At 44.1% G+C, this 14,438-nt stretch carries 14 protein-coding genes, 1 tRNA gene and 1 pseudogene; 6 read left to right on the top strand and 10 right to left on the bottom strand.

Annotated features, from left to right (window positions below; all coding sequences use genetic code 11):
- Positions 1-61: 61 nt before the first annotated feature.
- Positions 62-1,564 carry an ApeA N-terminal domain 1-containing protein gene (locus LAY57_RS18865; RefSeq protein ID WP_338022442.1) on the top strand — a complete coding sequence of 501 codons (1,503 nt, stop codon included), beginning with the start codon at positions 62-64 and terminating at the stop codon, positions 1,562-1,564.
- A 170-nt stretch (positions 1,565-1,734) separates the two neighbouring features.
- Here LAY57_RS18865 and LAY57_RS18860 read toward each other — a convergent pair whose 3' ends face one another.
- From LAY57_RS18860 to LAY57_RS18850, 3 genes are all read right to left on the bottom strand, one after another.
- Positions 1,735-1,881 (bottom strand): hypothetical protein, encoded by a 147-nt coding sequence (locus tag LAY57_RS18860; RefSeq protein WP_249068351.1) that lies wholly within the window; start codon positions 1,879-1,881, stop codon positions 1,735-1,737.
- 66 nt (positions 1,882-1,947) lie between these two features.
- Positions 1,948-2,499: an REP-associated tyrosine transposase gene (locus LAY57_RS18855; protein WP_249068350.1), complete on the bottom strand. Its 552-nt coding sequence runs from the start codon at positions 2,497-2,499 to the stop codon at positions 1,948-1,950.
- Positions 2,500-2,739: 240 nt separating this feature from the next.
- Positions 2,740-2,812, bottom strand: a tRNA-Phe gene (locus tag LAY57_RS18850).
- A gap of 195 nt (positions 2,813-3,007) precedes the next feature.
- On the opposite strand from LAY57_RS18850, the gene LAY57_RS18845 reads away from it, so the two are divergent.
- Entirely contained in the window at positions 3,008-3,169 is a 162-nt protein-coding gene (locus LAY57_RS18845) for a metallothionein (RefSeq protein ID WP_249068349.1), read from the top strand.
- A gap of 40 nt (positions 3,170-3,209) precedes the next feature.
- Here the strand turns inward: LAY57_RS18845 and LAY57_RS18840 are convergent, their stop codons facing one another.
- A complete protein-coding gene (locus tag LAY57_RS18840; protein ID WP_249068348.1) occupies positions 3,210-4,088 on the bottom strand; it encodes a metal ABC transporter permease in 879 nt (292 codons plus the stop codon).
- Positions 4,089-4,148: 60 nt separating this feature from the next.
- On the opposite strand from LAY57_RS18840, the gene LAY57_RS18835 reads away from it, so the two are divergent.
- The gene (locus LAY57_RS18835; RefSeq protein ID WP_249068347.1) at positions 4,149-4,559 is read left to right on the top strand and encodes an ArsR/SmtB family transcription factor; all 411 of its coding nucleotides are present in this window, start codon (positions 4,149-4,151) and stop codon (positions 4,557-4,559) included.
- A 192-nt stretch (positions 4,560-4,751) separates the two neighbouring features.
- Here the strand turns inward: LAY57_RS18835 and LAY57_RS18830 are convergent, their stop codons facing one another.
- Positions 4,752-5,576, bottom strand: a complete 825-nt coding sequence (locus LAY57_RS18830) for a metal ABC transporter ATP-binding protein (RefSeq protein WP_249068359.1) — start codon at positions 5,574-5,576, stop codon at positions 4,752-4,754.
- A gap of 46 nt (positions 5,577-5,622) precedes the next feature.
- On the bottom strand, positions 5,623-6,585 hold the full coding sequence (locus LAY57_RS18825) for a metal ABC transporter solute-binding protein, Zn/Mn family (protein WP_249068346.1): 963 nt from the start codon (positions 6,583-6,585) through the stop codon (positions 5,623-5,625).
- Between the two features lie 316 nt (positions 6,586-6,901).
- On the opposite strand from LAY57_RS18825, the gene LAY57_RS18820 reads away from it, so the two are divergent.
- A complete protein-coding gene (locus LAY57_RS18820) occupies positions 6,902-8,617 on the top strand; it encodes an iron uptake porin (protein ID WP_249068345.1) in 1,716 nt (571 codons plus the stop codon).
- Between the two features lie 521 nt (positions 8,618-9,138).
- On the opposite strand, the gene LAY57_RS18815 is transcribed toward LAY57_RS18820, so the two are convergent.
- From LAY57_RS18815 to LAY57_RS18805, 3 genes are all read right to left on the bottom strand, one after another.
- The gene (locus LAY57_RS18815; RefSeq protein ID WP_249068344.1) at positions 9,139-9,600 is read right to left on the bottom strand and encodes a pentapeptide repeat-containing protein; all 462 of its coding nucleotides are present in this window, start codon (positions 9,598-9,600) and stop codon (positions 9,139-9,141) included.
- A gap of 342 nt (positions 9,601-9,942) precedes the next feature.
- Positions 9,943-11,730, bottom strand: coding sequence for an Rqc2 family fibronectin-binding protein (locus tag LAY57_RS18810; RefSeq protein ID WP_249068343.1), 1,788 nt, complete (start codon positions 11,728-11,730; stop codon positions 9,943-9,945).
- A 116-nt stretch (positions 11,731-11,846) separates the two neighbouring features.
- Positions 11,847-12,569 (bottom strand): choice-of-anchor W domain-containing protein, encoded by a 723-nt coding sequence (locus tag LAY57_RS18805; RefSeq protein WP_249068342.1) that lies wholly within the window; start codon positions 12,567-12,569, stop codon positions 11,847-11,849.
- Between the two features lie 469 nt (positions 12,570-13,038).
- Between LAY57_RS18805 and remA the strand changes: the two genes are divergently transcribed.
- Positions 13,039-13,305 carry an extracellular matrix/biofilm regulator RemA gene (gene remA, locus LAY57_RS18800; protein WP_249068341.1) on the top strand — a complete coding sequence of 89 codons (267 nt, stop codon included), beginning with the start codon at positions 13,039-13,041 and terminating at the stop codon, positions 13,303-13,305.
- 76 nt (positions 13,306-13,381) lie between these two features.
- Entirely contained in the window at positions 13,382-13,939 is a 558-nt protein-coding gene (gene gmk / locus LAY57_RS18795; protein WP_249068358.1) for a guanylate kinase, read from the top strand.
- 185 nt (positions 13,940-14,124) lie between these two features.
- Here the strand turns inward: gmk and LAY57_RS18790 are convergent.
- Positions 14,125-14,438 (bottom strand): annotated as a pseudogene (locus tag LAY57_RS18790) (Uma2 family endonuclease); the annotation flags it as partial.

Genomic DNA, 14,438 nt, shown 5'->3' with positions numbered 1-14,438 from the left:
TAAGAGCTTTCAATCTTTACGAGAGAAGCTATTAGCTTGCTTATTTAAATAAGTTTCACTTATCACCATAGGTACGGAAGAGCCATTCTATAGCTCCCAGTTTGAGGAGATAGGTGAAATAGAAAACATCAATTTTCCAAGCGAACTCTTTCGTGCAGCCGAGATTTCAAATGCAGCCGAGATTTCAAATGCAGCATCCGGCATAGCTCTTGACTTCATTAAACCGAAAGAAACTATTATTCTTGGCTTGTTGGATAACAATGAAGAAATTAGTTTATTCAGATGCTCTGGACGAATTAAGAACTTTGAGTTTGTAAAAGGAAGACCTACTCTATCTTTCAATGCTGAGTACATCTTTAGGAAAATCCATTTTGAAAACGAGCAAGATATAAAACTCAAATCTATTTATGTTCAATATTCTCATCTGAAAGAATGGATTGGCAAGTCTGGAATACAAGCTTTCGTGGTGCGGGATGAAAATAAATTATGGATAAGTTATCAACCACCGACAAATATTCATTTGACGAGAATTGGTGAGCTAGATTTAGATATTACTTTTTCTAAAATATATGTAAATCCGTTTGACTTTTATTTTGGTGCGATTTATTACAAAGCAAATGTCGAACAAAAAACTTACTTAACCATACAAAATACATCCAATCAACCATTGGATGAATGTATTGACCTATTAATAAATTTTCGTGATCTACTTAGTTTTGCTATGACAAAAGCGACTTCAGTAATAGAAGTTAATGCAAATACGGATGTTATCCATATAAAACCTGTTCAGCAACCAAATGGGGACATCACTTTAGAGGAAGAACTACAAGAAGCTCAGGTTACTATACTATTTGGTTTATGGAACTCGGCAAAGACTTCCGAGATAAAAATATCAACCCATGAAATGTTGTTTCTGTTTAGTGATGTAGAAGATAATCTGGGGCAAGTCTTTGAGGCATGGATTGACAAAAGAAAAGTATATGAGCCTGTCTTTGATTTATTGATGTCTACAATATACACTTCAAATCTTTACTTGCATTATGGCTTTCTAAATATAGTTCAGGCTTTGGAGGCTTATCATACAAACAAGTATGAAGGCATATATCAAGACAGAAAAGTTTACGAAAAAGGACTGTACAAAAAGTTTGAAGAGGTTTTAAATAATTTCCCAAGTGAAAGCGAAGATCAAGAAAGCGGAATCAGTGACGAGTTTAGAAACGCTCTAAAAGGAAAGCTGAAGGCTCAAACAAGGTTTACTTTAGAAACAAGACTGAAAGAACTTTTGGGTGAGATTTCTCCTTTTTTGCCTAATGATTTTATAGGAAGTGATAGCGACAAGGCGGAGTTTGCTCGTAGATCTGCTGATACACGAAATGCGTTGACACATCATGATAAAGAAAAACGGAAGCAAGCAGCAAAAGGACAAGAATTATTGCAACTTTTCTATACACTAACTGTTATTTTACGAATTTGCCTAGTGATAGAACTTAATCTCAAGAATGATTCTATTGAAGCTCTTGTGAAGCGAAGTAGAGCTTACCAAAATGAATGGAGGCCATCTTGAAACGGATTCATTGTTCTTTATTCACGTTCTTGGCTGAGATGATCGTCGCTGCATAACAAATCGCTGCACCGGAATGCTGAAATTCTATCGGTTGAGTTGCAAAAGTTAAGTGAATCCGGTGAGCTTAGTCGTTATGCCAAACCGATGAGTCCCGTTGAGGTTATCTGATTTCATTCGAGATTGGGCAAGCAAAAATGGTTGGCTTCGTTGTTGAGTTGGGAGAGGTTATTGGCGATCGCAAAAGTTAAGAATTGAGTGCGATCGCCGATCTTGTAGGGTGCGTTAACGGAGTGTAACGCACCATCAAATATATACAAATGTAACGCACCATCTTTATGTTAATTTAAGGTGTGTTACGCTGTCGCTAACACACCCTACGACTGCTAATCATCCCAAGATCCTTGAGGTTTTTCCTTTCTGCCATCTTTACCCCAATCTGGCGGATAAATTCCCTGAGCAATAAACCGATGAATACTGGAATACTGCCAATCTTGGGGATTTTCACACAATCCATGTCGAACCGGATTATCATGAATATAATCGCAATGAAGCTCAAAATCCCGTTCATCCCGAATTAAATGCTCCCAAAACCGACGTTGCCAAAGATTACTTTCTCCTCGCTTTTGTCGTGATTGAGAAACGGCTCGATTAACCCCTAATGCTTGTCCATAATGTTTGGTAACATAAGTTTTAATTAAGCGCAATCTCACCGACAAATCCTTATCATCAGGGGGTAAAGTCCACAAACAATGGAAATGATCGGGTAATAAAACAAAAGCATCAATACAAAAAGGATATTTTTCCTTTACTTTTTTTATTGCTTCTCGGAGAGCTTTTCTCCCTATGTCACTACAAAGCCAAGAATCTCTTTGATAAGTGACTTGTGTGATGAAATATGTACCTCCAGAAACATTAGGTCTTCGATAATTAGGCATAGGGAGCTAGTCAGGGTGAAATTAAATTATTCTTAAATTATTTATTGTATTGTCATATTGGTTGGTGCGTTACGCTATCGCTAACACACCCTACAGTGCGATCGCAACTCCTTAATCTCTAATTTACCCAAAAAAATAGAATATAGTATCACACGAGTAGAAAGGGCAAGTTTCAACCACCATCCCAACTAGGGATGGGTTGAAAGGCAAGTTAAGGTATTTGTGTTTGTATAAGTTTAATGCCAGGACGGAGATTTGAACTCCGGACACGAGGATTTTCAGTCCTCTGCTCTACCAACTGAGCTATCCCGGCCAGCTGTTTTTTCAGCGCTTTAGCAATATAACAAACTTATCCTGGTTTTGGCAAGCCCTTATGAGGAAGATTGCCAAAATAATTTTATAGCGGTTTGCGCTTGGACTTCCAAAGCAATTCTTGAAGATTTATTAAAAGATATCTGAATATCTGTTCATACGTTATAGTTAAAGCAGAATCGATCGAGAAAGAACTATGACTACCGTAACCTCAATGAAATGTGCTTGTGAGCCTTGCCTTTGCAATATCTCAATCAGCGACGCAGTGCAAAAAGATGGCAAGTACTATTGCAGCGACGCTTGTGCAAACGGTCACACCGATCGCACAGGCTGCGGTCATCACGGTTGTGGCTGCTAAAGGAATGTAGGGTGGGCATTGTCCACCCTACTAAGCAGTTTCAGGTAGCCCATATTTTGAGCTTAATCAAGCCAGTAACGGCTAAAAACACGAAAAACTGAACTAAAACAATACTGGGGCCAGAAGCCCAGTTGAAAATACCAGACAACAGTATGCCGACAATGCTGCTGAGGACACCTATAATCGCAGAGAGTGCGAGAAAGCGGTTAAATTGATTACTCAGTAATTTGGCAGCAGAGGCTGGAATTACTAGAAAAGCATTCACCAATAAAATGCCGATCGCTTTGGTTGCCAAGGCGACTGTTAGAGACAGCAGTACGACAAACAAGTAGCGGTGTAACTGGACTGGGATGCCTTGAACTTTGGCTACAGAGGGATTAAGCGTCAACAGGATTTGCTGCTGTAGCGTTGATAGCAGATAGATTGCAGCACTCAGGACTAACATCAGCGTGAGTACTATGTCAATCTGGTCGATCGCCAAAATATCCCCGAACAGGACATTCATCAAGCCGCCGCGATAACCTTTAATCAAGCCACTGAGGATAATACCGACTGCCAAAGTTCCCGATAGTACAACGTTGAGGATGTTGTCGCTGGCTAAATCCGTTTGGTCGATTAAATAGAGTACCGCTAAACCAAAAGCGAGAGTGAAGGGCAGCAGCATCCAGGTGGGGTTTAATTGTAGCAAGACACCTAAAACAATTCCCACCAAAGCTGAGTGACCGACCGCATGGCTGAAAAAAGACAATTGTCGCAGGGTGACGAAGCAACCTAGTAAGCCTCCCAGCAATCCCATCAAGACGCCGCCTGCGATCGCACGCTGCATAAAAGGAAACTGTAGCAGTTCCATCAAGTTACCGCCATCAGTCACGGCCAATAAGCTAGCATGATAGTGAGCAAGTTCGTTCAGGGAAATCATTATCGAAACACCCATTCCAATACAAAAGACATAAAAATTAATTTCACTTGTAACTTTAATATGTCAATTCAGCCAAGCTTTAATGGTGTCGTAACTAATCTCGTTCAACAGCAAGAAAGCCTCACCTGTCATCCGCCACACGCCGTTGAGATTGAAGATGTTCAAGATCTTCAGCAGGAAATCATTAATACCGACAAAGCTCAACGCATGGCAGAGTTTTTTAGTTTATTGGGTGATGCCAATCGCCTGAGAATTGTCTCAATTTTAGCAGTAAAAGAACTCTGCGTTTGCGATTTGGCAGTAGCGCTAGAGATGAGTGAATCAGCAGTTTCCCATCAAATGCGCGTCTTACGGACAATGCGATTAGTGAGTTACCGAAAACAAGGACGAAATGTTTTTTATCGCCTTCTAGATCATCATGTATTAGAACTTTATCGATCGGTTGCAGAACATTTGGATGAAACTGCTTAAATTTTGTATTTTGGATTTTAAATCTAAAATCTAAAAGGCTACCAGTCATTCGCCAGGACAGTGGAACCCCACCCCCAACCCCACCCCGCAACAGGGAGGGGAGTATTTCTCCCCCCTCTCCTCTGGAGGAGAGGGGGGTTAGGGGGGTGAGGTTTCTTCTGGTAATGGTTGGTAGCCATCTAAAATCTAAAATTAATGTCGGTGTTGATAGCGACTGAAGGCTGGGCCGTAGGTGGCTAATAGGTTTTCAGGGGAAAGAATAGTATCTGGCGATCCAGAACAAACTAATGTTTGGTTGAGACAGAGGACGCGATCGCAGTGGCGGTTCACCATATCTAAATCGTGAGAAATTTGTAGAACAGTCCAACGTTGTTCGTTCTTCAGTTCATTCAACAAAGTGTAAAAATCAGCTTCCCCTGAAACGTCCAATCCCGCAAACGCCTCATCCAGTACCAATAGCCGCCGGGGACTCACCAAGCAGTAAGCCAATAATACCCGCTTTAGTTCGCCACCGCTGAGAGTGCCGATCGCTTGTTTGCGTAGGTGATAGGCATTGACACGGTGCAATGCTTGTGCGATCGCTTCCTCCTTTTCTGGATTTTGCCACCACAAATAAAAGGGGAAAAAGGAAAAACCTTTCTTTCTCCCCCCTTTTTTAAGGGGGGGATCGCCTTTTGACTTTTGCGTTTTATTCTCCCATCCCAGTCCTACCAATTCAGCAACAGAAATGGGAAAACTGCGATCGAAGATAAAATGTTGAGGAATGTAACCAATCTGACGCTGCCGACGCCCTAGCTGTTTGACTGGCCGACCAAAAATCTCTACTTTCCCAGCAGTGTAAGGCATCAGGTCTAGAATTGCTTGCACAAGCGTACTTTTACCAGAACCGTTCGGGCCAATTACAGCCGTATCCGTTCCAGGTAGCAGTTCAAAAGAGACATCACGAACAGCTTGGTAGGTTCCCCGGTACACCGTTAAGCCTTCTACCTTCAAAACGGGGAGTGACTCAAAATTCATTTCATCCAATTTAACTTTATCAATTAAAAACTCAAAACTTTTTAATCTACCGACAAGCAGATTCAAGATTTTGCAGATTAATTTTCATCGCAGTGAAGTAATGCTGCGGATCTAGTGACCCAAATTCCAGAGAATCCAGCGGGCGGAGGGTCAAATTCAAATCTTGAGAAAGACTTTTGAGCAATTTGTTGTCTACTCCAGGTTCCCCAAACAAAGCCTTAACTTTGTACTGTTTTACGGCGGCGATCGTCTTTTGTATATCCGTTGGTGAAAGTTGATCTTCGGGAATTTCAACTACAGCAACCTGTTTGAGTTGATATCGCTGTGCCAAGTAAGGATAAGCATCGTGGAAGGTAACAAAGGTGCAATTGGGATATCGCTGCAAACTCTGCTTAAACTGGCGATCGATCTCTTGCAGTTGCTGGATATAGGCGGTAGCATTAGCTTGATAGGCTCCTTTATTGGCTGGATCGGCTGCCATTAAACCATCGCGAATATTTTCCACCTGTTTGATTGCCAATACCGGATCTAGCCAAACATGAGGATTGCCAACTTCGTCGTGCTTCTCATCTGCGTCTGCTTTTTCGGTTGGTTTAACGACGGGCGAGATTTCCTGCAAAGGTTTAATGCCATTCGACGCTTCAATCTCTTTTATCTTGGTGTTTTGGGCGTTTTTGACGGTATTGTCGAGAAATTCTTCCAAACCGAAGCCATTTTTGACCAGCACATCAGCTTGCGCTAGAGCTTTCACATCCTTTGGCGTTGCCTGGTACTCATGCACCTCCGTACCTGGTGGCACCAAAACTTCTACGTTGGCCAAATCCCCAGCAACTGCCTTGGTGAACCAGTACATGGGCAAAAATGTCGCCACAACTTTGAGTTGTCGCGACTGTGGCGAAGACTCGGTTGTGGGAGACACGGGTGCCGAATTAGATTGATTACAGCCAGTGGCGGCTAACACAGGCAGCAGCAAGGCCATTAGCAATCCTTGCAAATTAGGACGAATCACGGTTTTTCTCCTGGGAAGGCGAGCCAGAGGTCAATCGATTTTGGATTCTAGGATTTTGGATTGACCTTGGCAGAGATGTAATGAGAATCAATCTAAATTCTAAACTAGATACGAGAATAAATCTCATTCTACTACAGGGTTCTGCTTCGCCAAGGACTGCCCTAGCCTCGTATTGGCACTAGGCTATGGAAATCAGATATCATTGAGTCTTACCAAAAAGACCTTTTGTCTGGATACGGCGATACGATCGCCCTTAAGGGCGTTTTCAAAGGAATGCTGATAATCTGGAATCGGTGTGAGGAGTAAAAGGTTCAATATGTTAAAACTTTTGTGCAATTATCTGCTATTGAGCCCAGCCGTACTGGGTGCGACACTAGCGATCGCAGCAGCAACAATGCCAGCGTCCTACGCAGACGAAATCCCAGCGACACCTCAAGTGGGGGTTACCGCCTCCCCCGATGCGACAAGCACTTTAAATCAAATCAACCGCTACAACAACGAAAAACCTAAAAACTCTCTATCTCAAGTCACCTCGGTTTCGCAACTGCGGGACGTTCAACCGACAGACTGGGCATTTCAAGCCCTACAATCTCTTGTGGAGCGCTACGGTTGTATTGAAGGTTATCCCGATCGCACTTATCGCGGCAACCGCGCCTTGACCCGCTATGAATTTGCCGCAGGCTTAAATTCTTGCTTAAACCGCATACAAGAATTGATTGCCGCAGCAGGTGGTGGAGGCATAAGTGCAGAGGAAATAGCCACCCTCCGGCGATTGCAAGAAGAATTTAGGGCTGAACTCACTACCCTGCGCGGTCGCGTGGATGCACTGGAAGCACGCGCAGCACGACTGGAAGCACAGCAATTCTCGACTACTACCAAACTTCAAGGAGAAGCAATTTTTGCGGTGGCAGGTATCGTCAAAGGAGATGATGCTTTTGGCCGCGAGATAGACAACCAACCTATTTTTGCCGATCGCGTTCGCCTCAACTTTGAAACCAGCTTTACCGGCAGAGACAGGTTGAGAACGCGACTGCAAGCAAGTAATCTGGCTGCCTTTTCTGCGACTTCCACCTTCACCCCAGAAGGCGATTTATCCTTTGGTGGTGGCCCTTTTGAGGAATCGGGCAATAATGATATCGTCCTGGATGAATTGTCCTACACTTTCCCTTTAGGCAAACGCACTGAGGTCGTGATCGGCGCAAATGCTACCGGGTCGGATAGCTTTGCCAATACCTTAAACGTCCTGGATGGAGATGGTGGCAGCGGTGCTTTGTCTCGCTTTGGGACGCGCCACGGGATTTATTATCTGGCGGATGGCGCTGGCATAGGACTCAAGCACGAGTTCAACGATAATATTGAAATCAGTTTGGGCTATCAAGGCACCTCGGTCAACGATCCGAGTGATGGCAGCGGTTTGTTTGGTGGGCCTTACGGTGCCCTGGCACAGGTTGTGTTTAAGCCCGGTGCTGGTTTACAACTCGGTTTGACTTACGTTCACTCCTACAACAGAGACATGGGAACTGGCAGTCGGGTTGCTAATTTGCGATCGACTTTAGATGCTTTCCAGCCGTTTGCTGGTGATAACAATTTGCCCATTTCCAGCAACTCCTACGGTGTCGAGCTATCGTGGCAACTAGCCCGTAATTTTGTGATCGGCGGTTGGGCTGGCTACACGAATACTCGCACTCTTTCTACGCTGGGCGGACAAATTAACCGTGGCAATATCGATATCTTTAATGGTGCCGTTACCCTTGGTTTTCCAGACCTGGGTAAGAAAGGTAACCTTGGCGGTATCATCGTGGGTATTGAGCCGATCGCTGATGCCAGTGCTAATCTATCCAACGATTTATTTAATGCTGGTTTAGGTGGCGACGATGACGACCCTTCATACCACGTCGAGGCATTTTACCAAATCCAAGTGAGCGATAATATCTCTATTACGCCTGGGGTTATCTGGCTCACTGCTCCAGACCACAACAAGAACAACGATGATATTGTCATCGGTACGATCCGAACAACGTTTAGTTTCTAGTCAGTAGTCATTGGTCAATAGTCATTAGTCATTGGCAAAGAACCAATGGCTAATGACCATTGACTATAGTGTTTCCATTTGAGGTGTAAACAATGGTAGGTTGGGTTAGACGCGGTAATTAACTTAATAATGCTCACAGATACGTTTTTTCCCGCGTCGTAACCCAACATTCACTATTAAATATGTGTTCACGACTCATTTGAAAACGCTATATACCTTCAACTGCGCCTCGATGACATTATGCCGACTTGAAAATCTGGACGCTTTTTGATTAGAAATAAATACTATCCCTCTTCTGTCACTCTCCGAGAACTTTTCCGATTTCCCAATCCTCAAGCCTTTTCAGAGAAAGCGGTCTACGATTTTTTTATACTCGAATAAGCTCGTTGGGAGCGATAGCTGAAATCCCCTCTGCGTAAGGGTTAGCTCGGAAAGTGACAGAAGAGGGATATATTAGAGCAAAGAGATAGTTTTGAGGAGGATAGAACACTGAAATAGTTATCTTGTCGGGTATTTTTACCTCAAACGCTATCGGTTCTGATACTTCCGTCGGGCATGATGGTTTCACAAAAAGTAGCTCCCTGGCATCTATTAATACTAAAACCAGAAGCTCCGCTCAAATCGGCATAGCTGAGATTACCATCGAAGAAAGAAGCTTCAGTCAAAATAGCATACCTCAAATTGGCATGACTGAGGTTGGCATCGCTAAAAGAAGTTTGTCCGAATACAGCATTACTCAAGTCAGCATACTCTAAATTAGCTCCTTGCAACGCAGCTTCACCAAGACGCGCCCCTTTCAAGTTGGCATAGCTCAAGTCGGCATAACTGAGATTAGTCCAATCCAAACAAGCGTTACTAAGGTCGGCTTCCCTAAAAATAGCCCCTCGGAGATTTTTATCAATCGAACGGACTCCTGGCAACTTTACTCCAGTAAAATCCCGTTCTCCTGTAGCATACCGTCTAAGCAATTCTTCAGCGTCCATAACTCTCTTCTGGAGTTTATTAACTCAATCAACAATAGCACTTTGCGCTCAACACATCCAGAACTGCTATTTAAGGATAAAAAAATACCAGCCTCTTCAAAGACTGGTTTGATAAATTAAATACGTTGTGTTGTCGCTTGAATTAGAGGAAACCCTAACTGTGCGTTCCCAAGCTCACAGGGGGTAAAGCTCTGTAAACTTATTGTAACATGAGAGAGAACTTTACAAAAGTTTACTTTAAAGAATTTACTTCTTTAGGTAGAGGTTCTTTCTGTGTCCCTCTATTTATATAGTCTACGCGACTACGGCGCAATTCCACCGTAACAATACGTAAATCTGATATTAATTTTGGTCACGTTGCGTGATATACTTATTTGCGTGCTGAGGACGCCCCCAAACAATGCGCTCTTGCTTGTAGATGGCTACACCAGGTTTTGCGCCCTTGGGCTTATAGACGTGCTTGGGTTCGGTGTAAACAACGGGAACTCGATCGCTCTGTCGCGATCGGCTATAGTAGGCAGCAAGGTCAGCCGTGAACTGCAAATCGACTTCATCAGGTACAGCCCCAGGTTCTAAACGCAATAGTACATGAGAGCCAGGAATTTCTTGGGTGTGGAACCAAAGGTCGTAATCTCCAGCAATCCGAAAAGTCAGCTGGTCGTTTTGCCGATTATTGCGACCAATCAGTAATTCAAAACCGCTGGGAGTGCGGAAACGATAGAAATTTATACTTGATGCTTCCTGTTTTGTAGGGTGGGAATCTTGCTTGCCCCCTCTCGACCCCTGCCCCACAGACGCCACATAACCGGCTTCAAGATATCGCTGTCCAATAAGTTCTTCGCGTATTTCTTCTAGGGTTTGTAAATCTTCTGAATTGGTATATATTTCTAGTTGGGATACTGTTGCTTCTACCTGCTCTAAATAGTAAATTTCCGCTTTTACTTCCGCTAGTAGTGGCTCAACCGCATTCCGAGCGCGTTTGAGTTTTTGATGCCGTTTGTAAAGAGCTTGGGCATTTAGTACAGCATTTTTTTCTGGGTTTAAGGCAATAGTAATAGGATTGCCATTCTCAAAGTCGGCGAGGATAATTGATTTCATCCCCGGTGACCATAACTGGAGATTCGCCATCAGCAAGTCTGCTTGTTGTCGGTGTTTATCTGCATCATCAGATTGCTGTAACTTTTGCTCAAAGGTGTTAGCCTTAAGCCGCAATTTTCCTAGAATACTGTTGAGTTTCTGACTCAGTTGATGGCGTAGTTGGGAGAATACTTGTTGATTTAGTTGTTGGGTGTAGTAAAGATCGAGCAAAGTATGGATATCTTTAGCAGGCCCGATCGCACCCCAACCCAGTACAGTATATCCTTCTGATGTCCAACCCGGTTGAAATTGGTAATTCTCTAAAGCTTGCAACCATTCTTGCCATCGGCTAAATAACTTCTGCCAATCTGATTCTGTCAAAGTTTCGGTAGATCGATCGGGGTCAAGATCCGCTGCTTGTACGATCGATTGTACGAGTGCCGAACTTAGACCGCGATAATTTTTGAGCAGACAGCGCCCTATTTTCCCCGGTACGAGACTAACTCGTTCTTGCCAGCGCTGTTGGGATTCGCTGAGACTGGGAATTGGATCGGTGAGGACTGGAGGAATTTCGTAAGGTTGTCCGGTTTGGATGGGACGGACACTAGATTGTTGCTGGCTGACTTGATGGGCGGCAGTAATAATGAGGTTGTTGGCATCAGCTAAGATGACGTTGCTGTATTTGCCCATGATCTCGACGTAAAGATGCCAGAGGGGGGTTTCTCCGGGACGCCTGCCAAACTGGAGGTCAAGAACGCGCTCCCAAGGTGCGATCGCTTCTATTGATATTAACGCCAAACCGCCCAATTGGTGCCGCAGCTGTTGACTAAAGGTAAATGTATCTGGGGCTTTGGGTGGAGGATCTGCGATCCCAAGGCGTGCAGCTTGGGGATGCCAGGAAATGGTCAGCCAACCCCGTTTGTTCATTGTTCGTAGCGCGATCGCAATCGTAAAGCGATCGCGCTGATAAACCTGTTCGAGGCGCGATGGAAGCCAGTTTGCTCGCAAGTCACAGCAAGTAGCTGTCAGTGTAGTGAAATCAACAGGTTGCACGAACTAAAGCTTTTTTTGAGTTAAATCTAGATCCTTAGTGTACTTCTATCTTTATCAATCTATAAAAAATAGGGTGGTATTAGCCACCCTATCGAAGATTAACCATGAGTCAAAAGCTATTCCTTGACTGCTTTTTGCTGTTTTTTGGAACCAAGCGCTAACAAACCAGTCAGCGCGATCGCACCCACAGTACCAGGCTCAGGTACACTTTGAGTCTGTGGTGTTGTGCCAACCTTAATTTGATAGGCGAGATTAGAACGCATCGGTTGAGTTCCCGTCCAGCTCATCATTGATTTACCTGTAAGTGTGAAGGGAGTGGATATACCGCTAAGCTGGAGATAGTCTACATCACTGTTACCACCTACACCTGAAGAAGACAGACTGCTAATTCCCACTCCGTTAAAAACCAGGTCGCTCATTGTCATAGTACTCTTGTCAGCAGCACGAGTGCGGAGGAAAATGTCAGTTGCGAGGCCACTAAAAGCCGTACTGCTGAGAAGCTGACCGCCAACGGTGTATTTTACCAAACTTCCCGTATATTCCAGGACGAAATCAACTAGCCCACCATTTCCCCAAGTACGATCGCCTATTGCTACAGGCGCACCTGTATCTGTATTGATACCTAACTCTCGCTCTGCGGTGCTTGTACTGTTGTTGCCAATTCGACTCTCCGCAACGAACAGTTCTGTAAATAACCCATCAGTACGCATTTGGTTAAATTGCGTATCGGTAAAACCCGTGCGATCCACGAGGTTGAAAGCGTTGGCTGCTGTGGGTACAGATAAAGTTCCCAGTCCTACTGCTGCTAGTGCAAATAATGCTTTGCGTATATGGCTCATACTTTTTCCTCCTAAACTCTCTATTAACTATTTGCTGAATGTCTACTGACTCTGGGTTAAGTAAGGCGCATCCGTTACGGAATTTTTATCCCTGACTCATTCCCCTTTCCCTCTTGTTCCAGAGTAAACCAGTCATTATGGCTCCGTCTATAAAGGACTAGCCAATTTTACTGAATCTTTATGTTATGGCTATGTTAATTAAAGTTCCGACCAAAATCTATGCTGTGGGTTCCCCTTTGCCTATTCCCGGCTGCTGGCCCTAGATTTAGCTGTTCTGTCTTTTTCGGTAGCCAAATCTCCTCACTTTTATATCTTTTGATTGATGTCAAATTCAAAAAAAGGTTAAAAACAGAAAATATTCACCAAAAATAAGAGCAATCGTGGATTTTAGCCTTGTAAGTCCGAATTTTTAGAATTACCATTGAAAATATATTACTAGCTCCTCATATTGCTAAGCCGTCAGTTTGTCATGGACATTCAATTAATCAACATTGGTTTTGGCAACATCGTTTCTGCAAGTCGGGTGATTGCTATTGTCAGCCCGGAGTCTGCCCCCATCAAGCGTATAATTACCGACGCGAGGGATAGGGGCCAGCTGGTTGACGCAACTTACGGGCGTCGCACGAGAGCCGTCATCATTACCGATTCTAGCCACGTAATTCTCTCAGCGATTCAGCCGGAAACGGTTGCCAATCGCTTCATGATTAGTAAAGAGGGATCTGCCAGCGACCATTGAACCCGTTCATTTAGGATTTGGGATTTTGGACTTAAACCAATCTAAAATCTAAAATCTAAAATCTAGAATGAATAATATGCAGACAGGCAGACTCATCGTTTTTACAGGGCCTAGTGGGGTCGGTAAGGGTACTTTATTGCGATCGCTCCTCCAGCACCATCCAGAACTGGAGCTTTCTGTCTCCGTGACAACCCGCGCCCCCCGGACGGGAGAAATTCACGGCCAGCATTATTATTTTGTCAGCATCGAAGAGTTCGAGCAAATGGCGAAGGATGGGGAACTGCTAGAATGGGCTGAATTTGCCGGTAACTATTACGGTACGCCCCGACTAGCGGTAGAAAAGTTAATTTCTCAGGGTAAGTGCATCATATTAGAAATCGAACTCGAAGGAGCCAGACAAATTCGAGAGACATTTCCCACCGCGCTGCGTCTATTTATTTTGCCCCCTTCCCTATGCGAATTAGAGCATCGAATTCGCAATCGGGGTACAGAGTCGGAGGACTCAATTACTCGTCGCCTCCGTCGTGCAAAAGAAGAAATAGAAGCAGCTAATGAATTTGATATTCAAATTGTCAATGACGATTTGGAATCTGCTCTCAAAAATCTCGAAGCAGCACTTTTCGTCCCGTGCTAATTTCGGATGTTACGGAATCTGCAACGATTACCCCTCTTATCTTGACCTGCTGTAGAGACGTTTCATGAAACGTCTCTACAATGTTCTAGCGCAAAATTAAATAGGGGGTAATCAACCCAGATTTTGTATTAATGCGATCGTGCTTCGCCCCTAAACAGTCTATCTCCCAAAAATATCCCCATAGCTCACCCTTCCGGTTCAATTCCCATCGCTCTCAACTGCGCCGCCAACCGTTCCGCTCTTTGGCGTTCCTGTTCTACCTGTAATTCTGCTCGTTCTGCTCTTTGACTTTCCTCTTGTAGCTGTAATTCTGCTCGTTCTGCGCGTTGACTTTCCTGTTCAGTTGTCTCCCATCCCGTCAACAATAAATTTCCCCGCTCATCCCACCATCTCAACCAAGGTAATTCCACATTCTGATACCTACCTTGCCAAATTCCCAACTCAACACCCAAAGGTGAAATTGGGTAATGACCCCGCTCATTTGCTGGCAATAACTGAT

This window comes from Argonema antarcticum A004/B2 (assembly GCF_023333585.1).
Taxonomy (GTDB): Bacteria; Cyanobacteriota; Cyanobacteriia; order Cyanobacteriales; family Aerosakkonemataceae; genus Argonema; species Argonema antarcticum.
This window is presented reverse-complemented; position numbering and strand designations above follow the sequence as displayed.

Coding starts and splice junctions, on each gene's coding strand:
- LAY57_RS18855 (WP_249068350.1), bottom strand. CDS start 2,499: ATGCCTAATTATCGAAGACCTAATGTTTCTGGAGGTACATATTTCATC.
- LAY57_RS18845 (WP_249068349.1), top strand. CDS start 3,008: ATGACTACCGTAACCTCAATGAAATGTGCTTGTGAGCCTTGCCTTTGC.
- LAY57_RS18840 (WP_249068348.1), bottom strand. CDS start 4,088: ATGATTTCCCTGAACGAACTTGCTCACTATCATGCTAGCTTATTGGCC.
- LAY57_RS18835 (WP_249068347.1), top strand. CDS start 4,149: ATGTCAATTCAGCCAAGCTTTAATGGTGTCGTAACTAATCTCGTTCAA.
- LAY57_RS18830 (WP_249068359.1), bottom strand. CDS start 5,576: ATGAATTTTGAGTCACTCCCCGTTTTGAAGGTAGAAGGCTTAACGGTG.
- LAY57_RS18820 (WP_249068345.1), top strand. CDS start 6,902: ATGTTAAAACTTTTGTGCAATTATCTGCTATTGAGCCCAGCCGTACTG.
- LAY57_RS18815 (WP_249068344.1), bottom strand. CDS start 9,600: ATGGACGCTGAAGAATTGCTTAGACGGTATGCTACAGGAGAACGGGAT.
- LAY57_RS18805 (WP_249068342.1), bottom strand. CDS start 12,569: ATGAGCCATATACGCAAAGCATTATTTGCACTAGCAGCAGTAGGACTG.
- remA (WP_249068341.1), top strand. CDS start 13,039: ATGGACATTCAATTAATCAACATTGGTTTTGGCAACATCGTTTCTGCA.
- gmk (WP_249068358.1), top strand. CDS start 13,382: ATGCAGACAGGCAGACTCATCGTTTTTACAGGGCCTAGTGGGGTCGGT.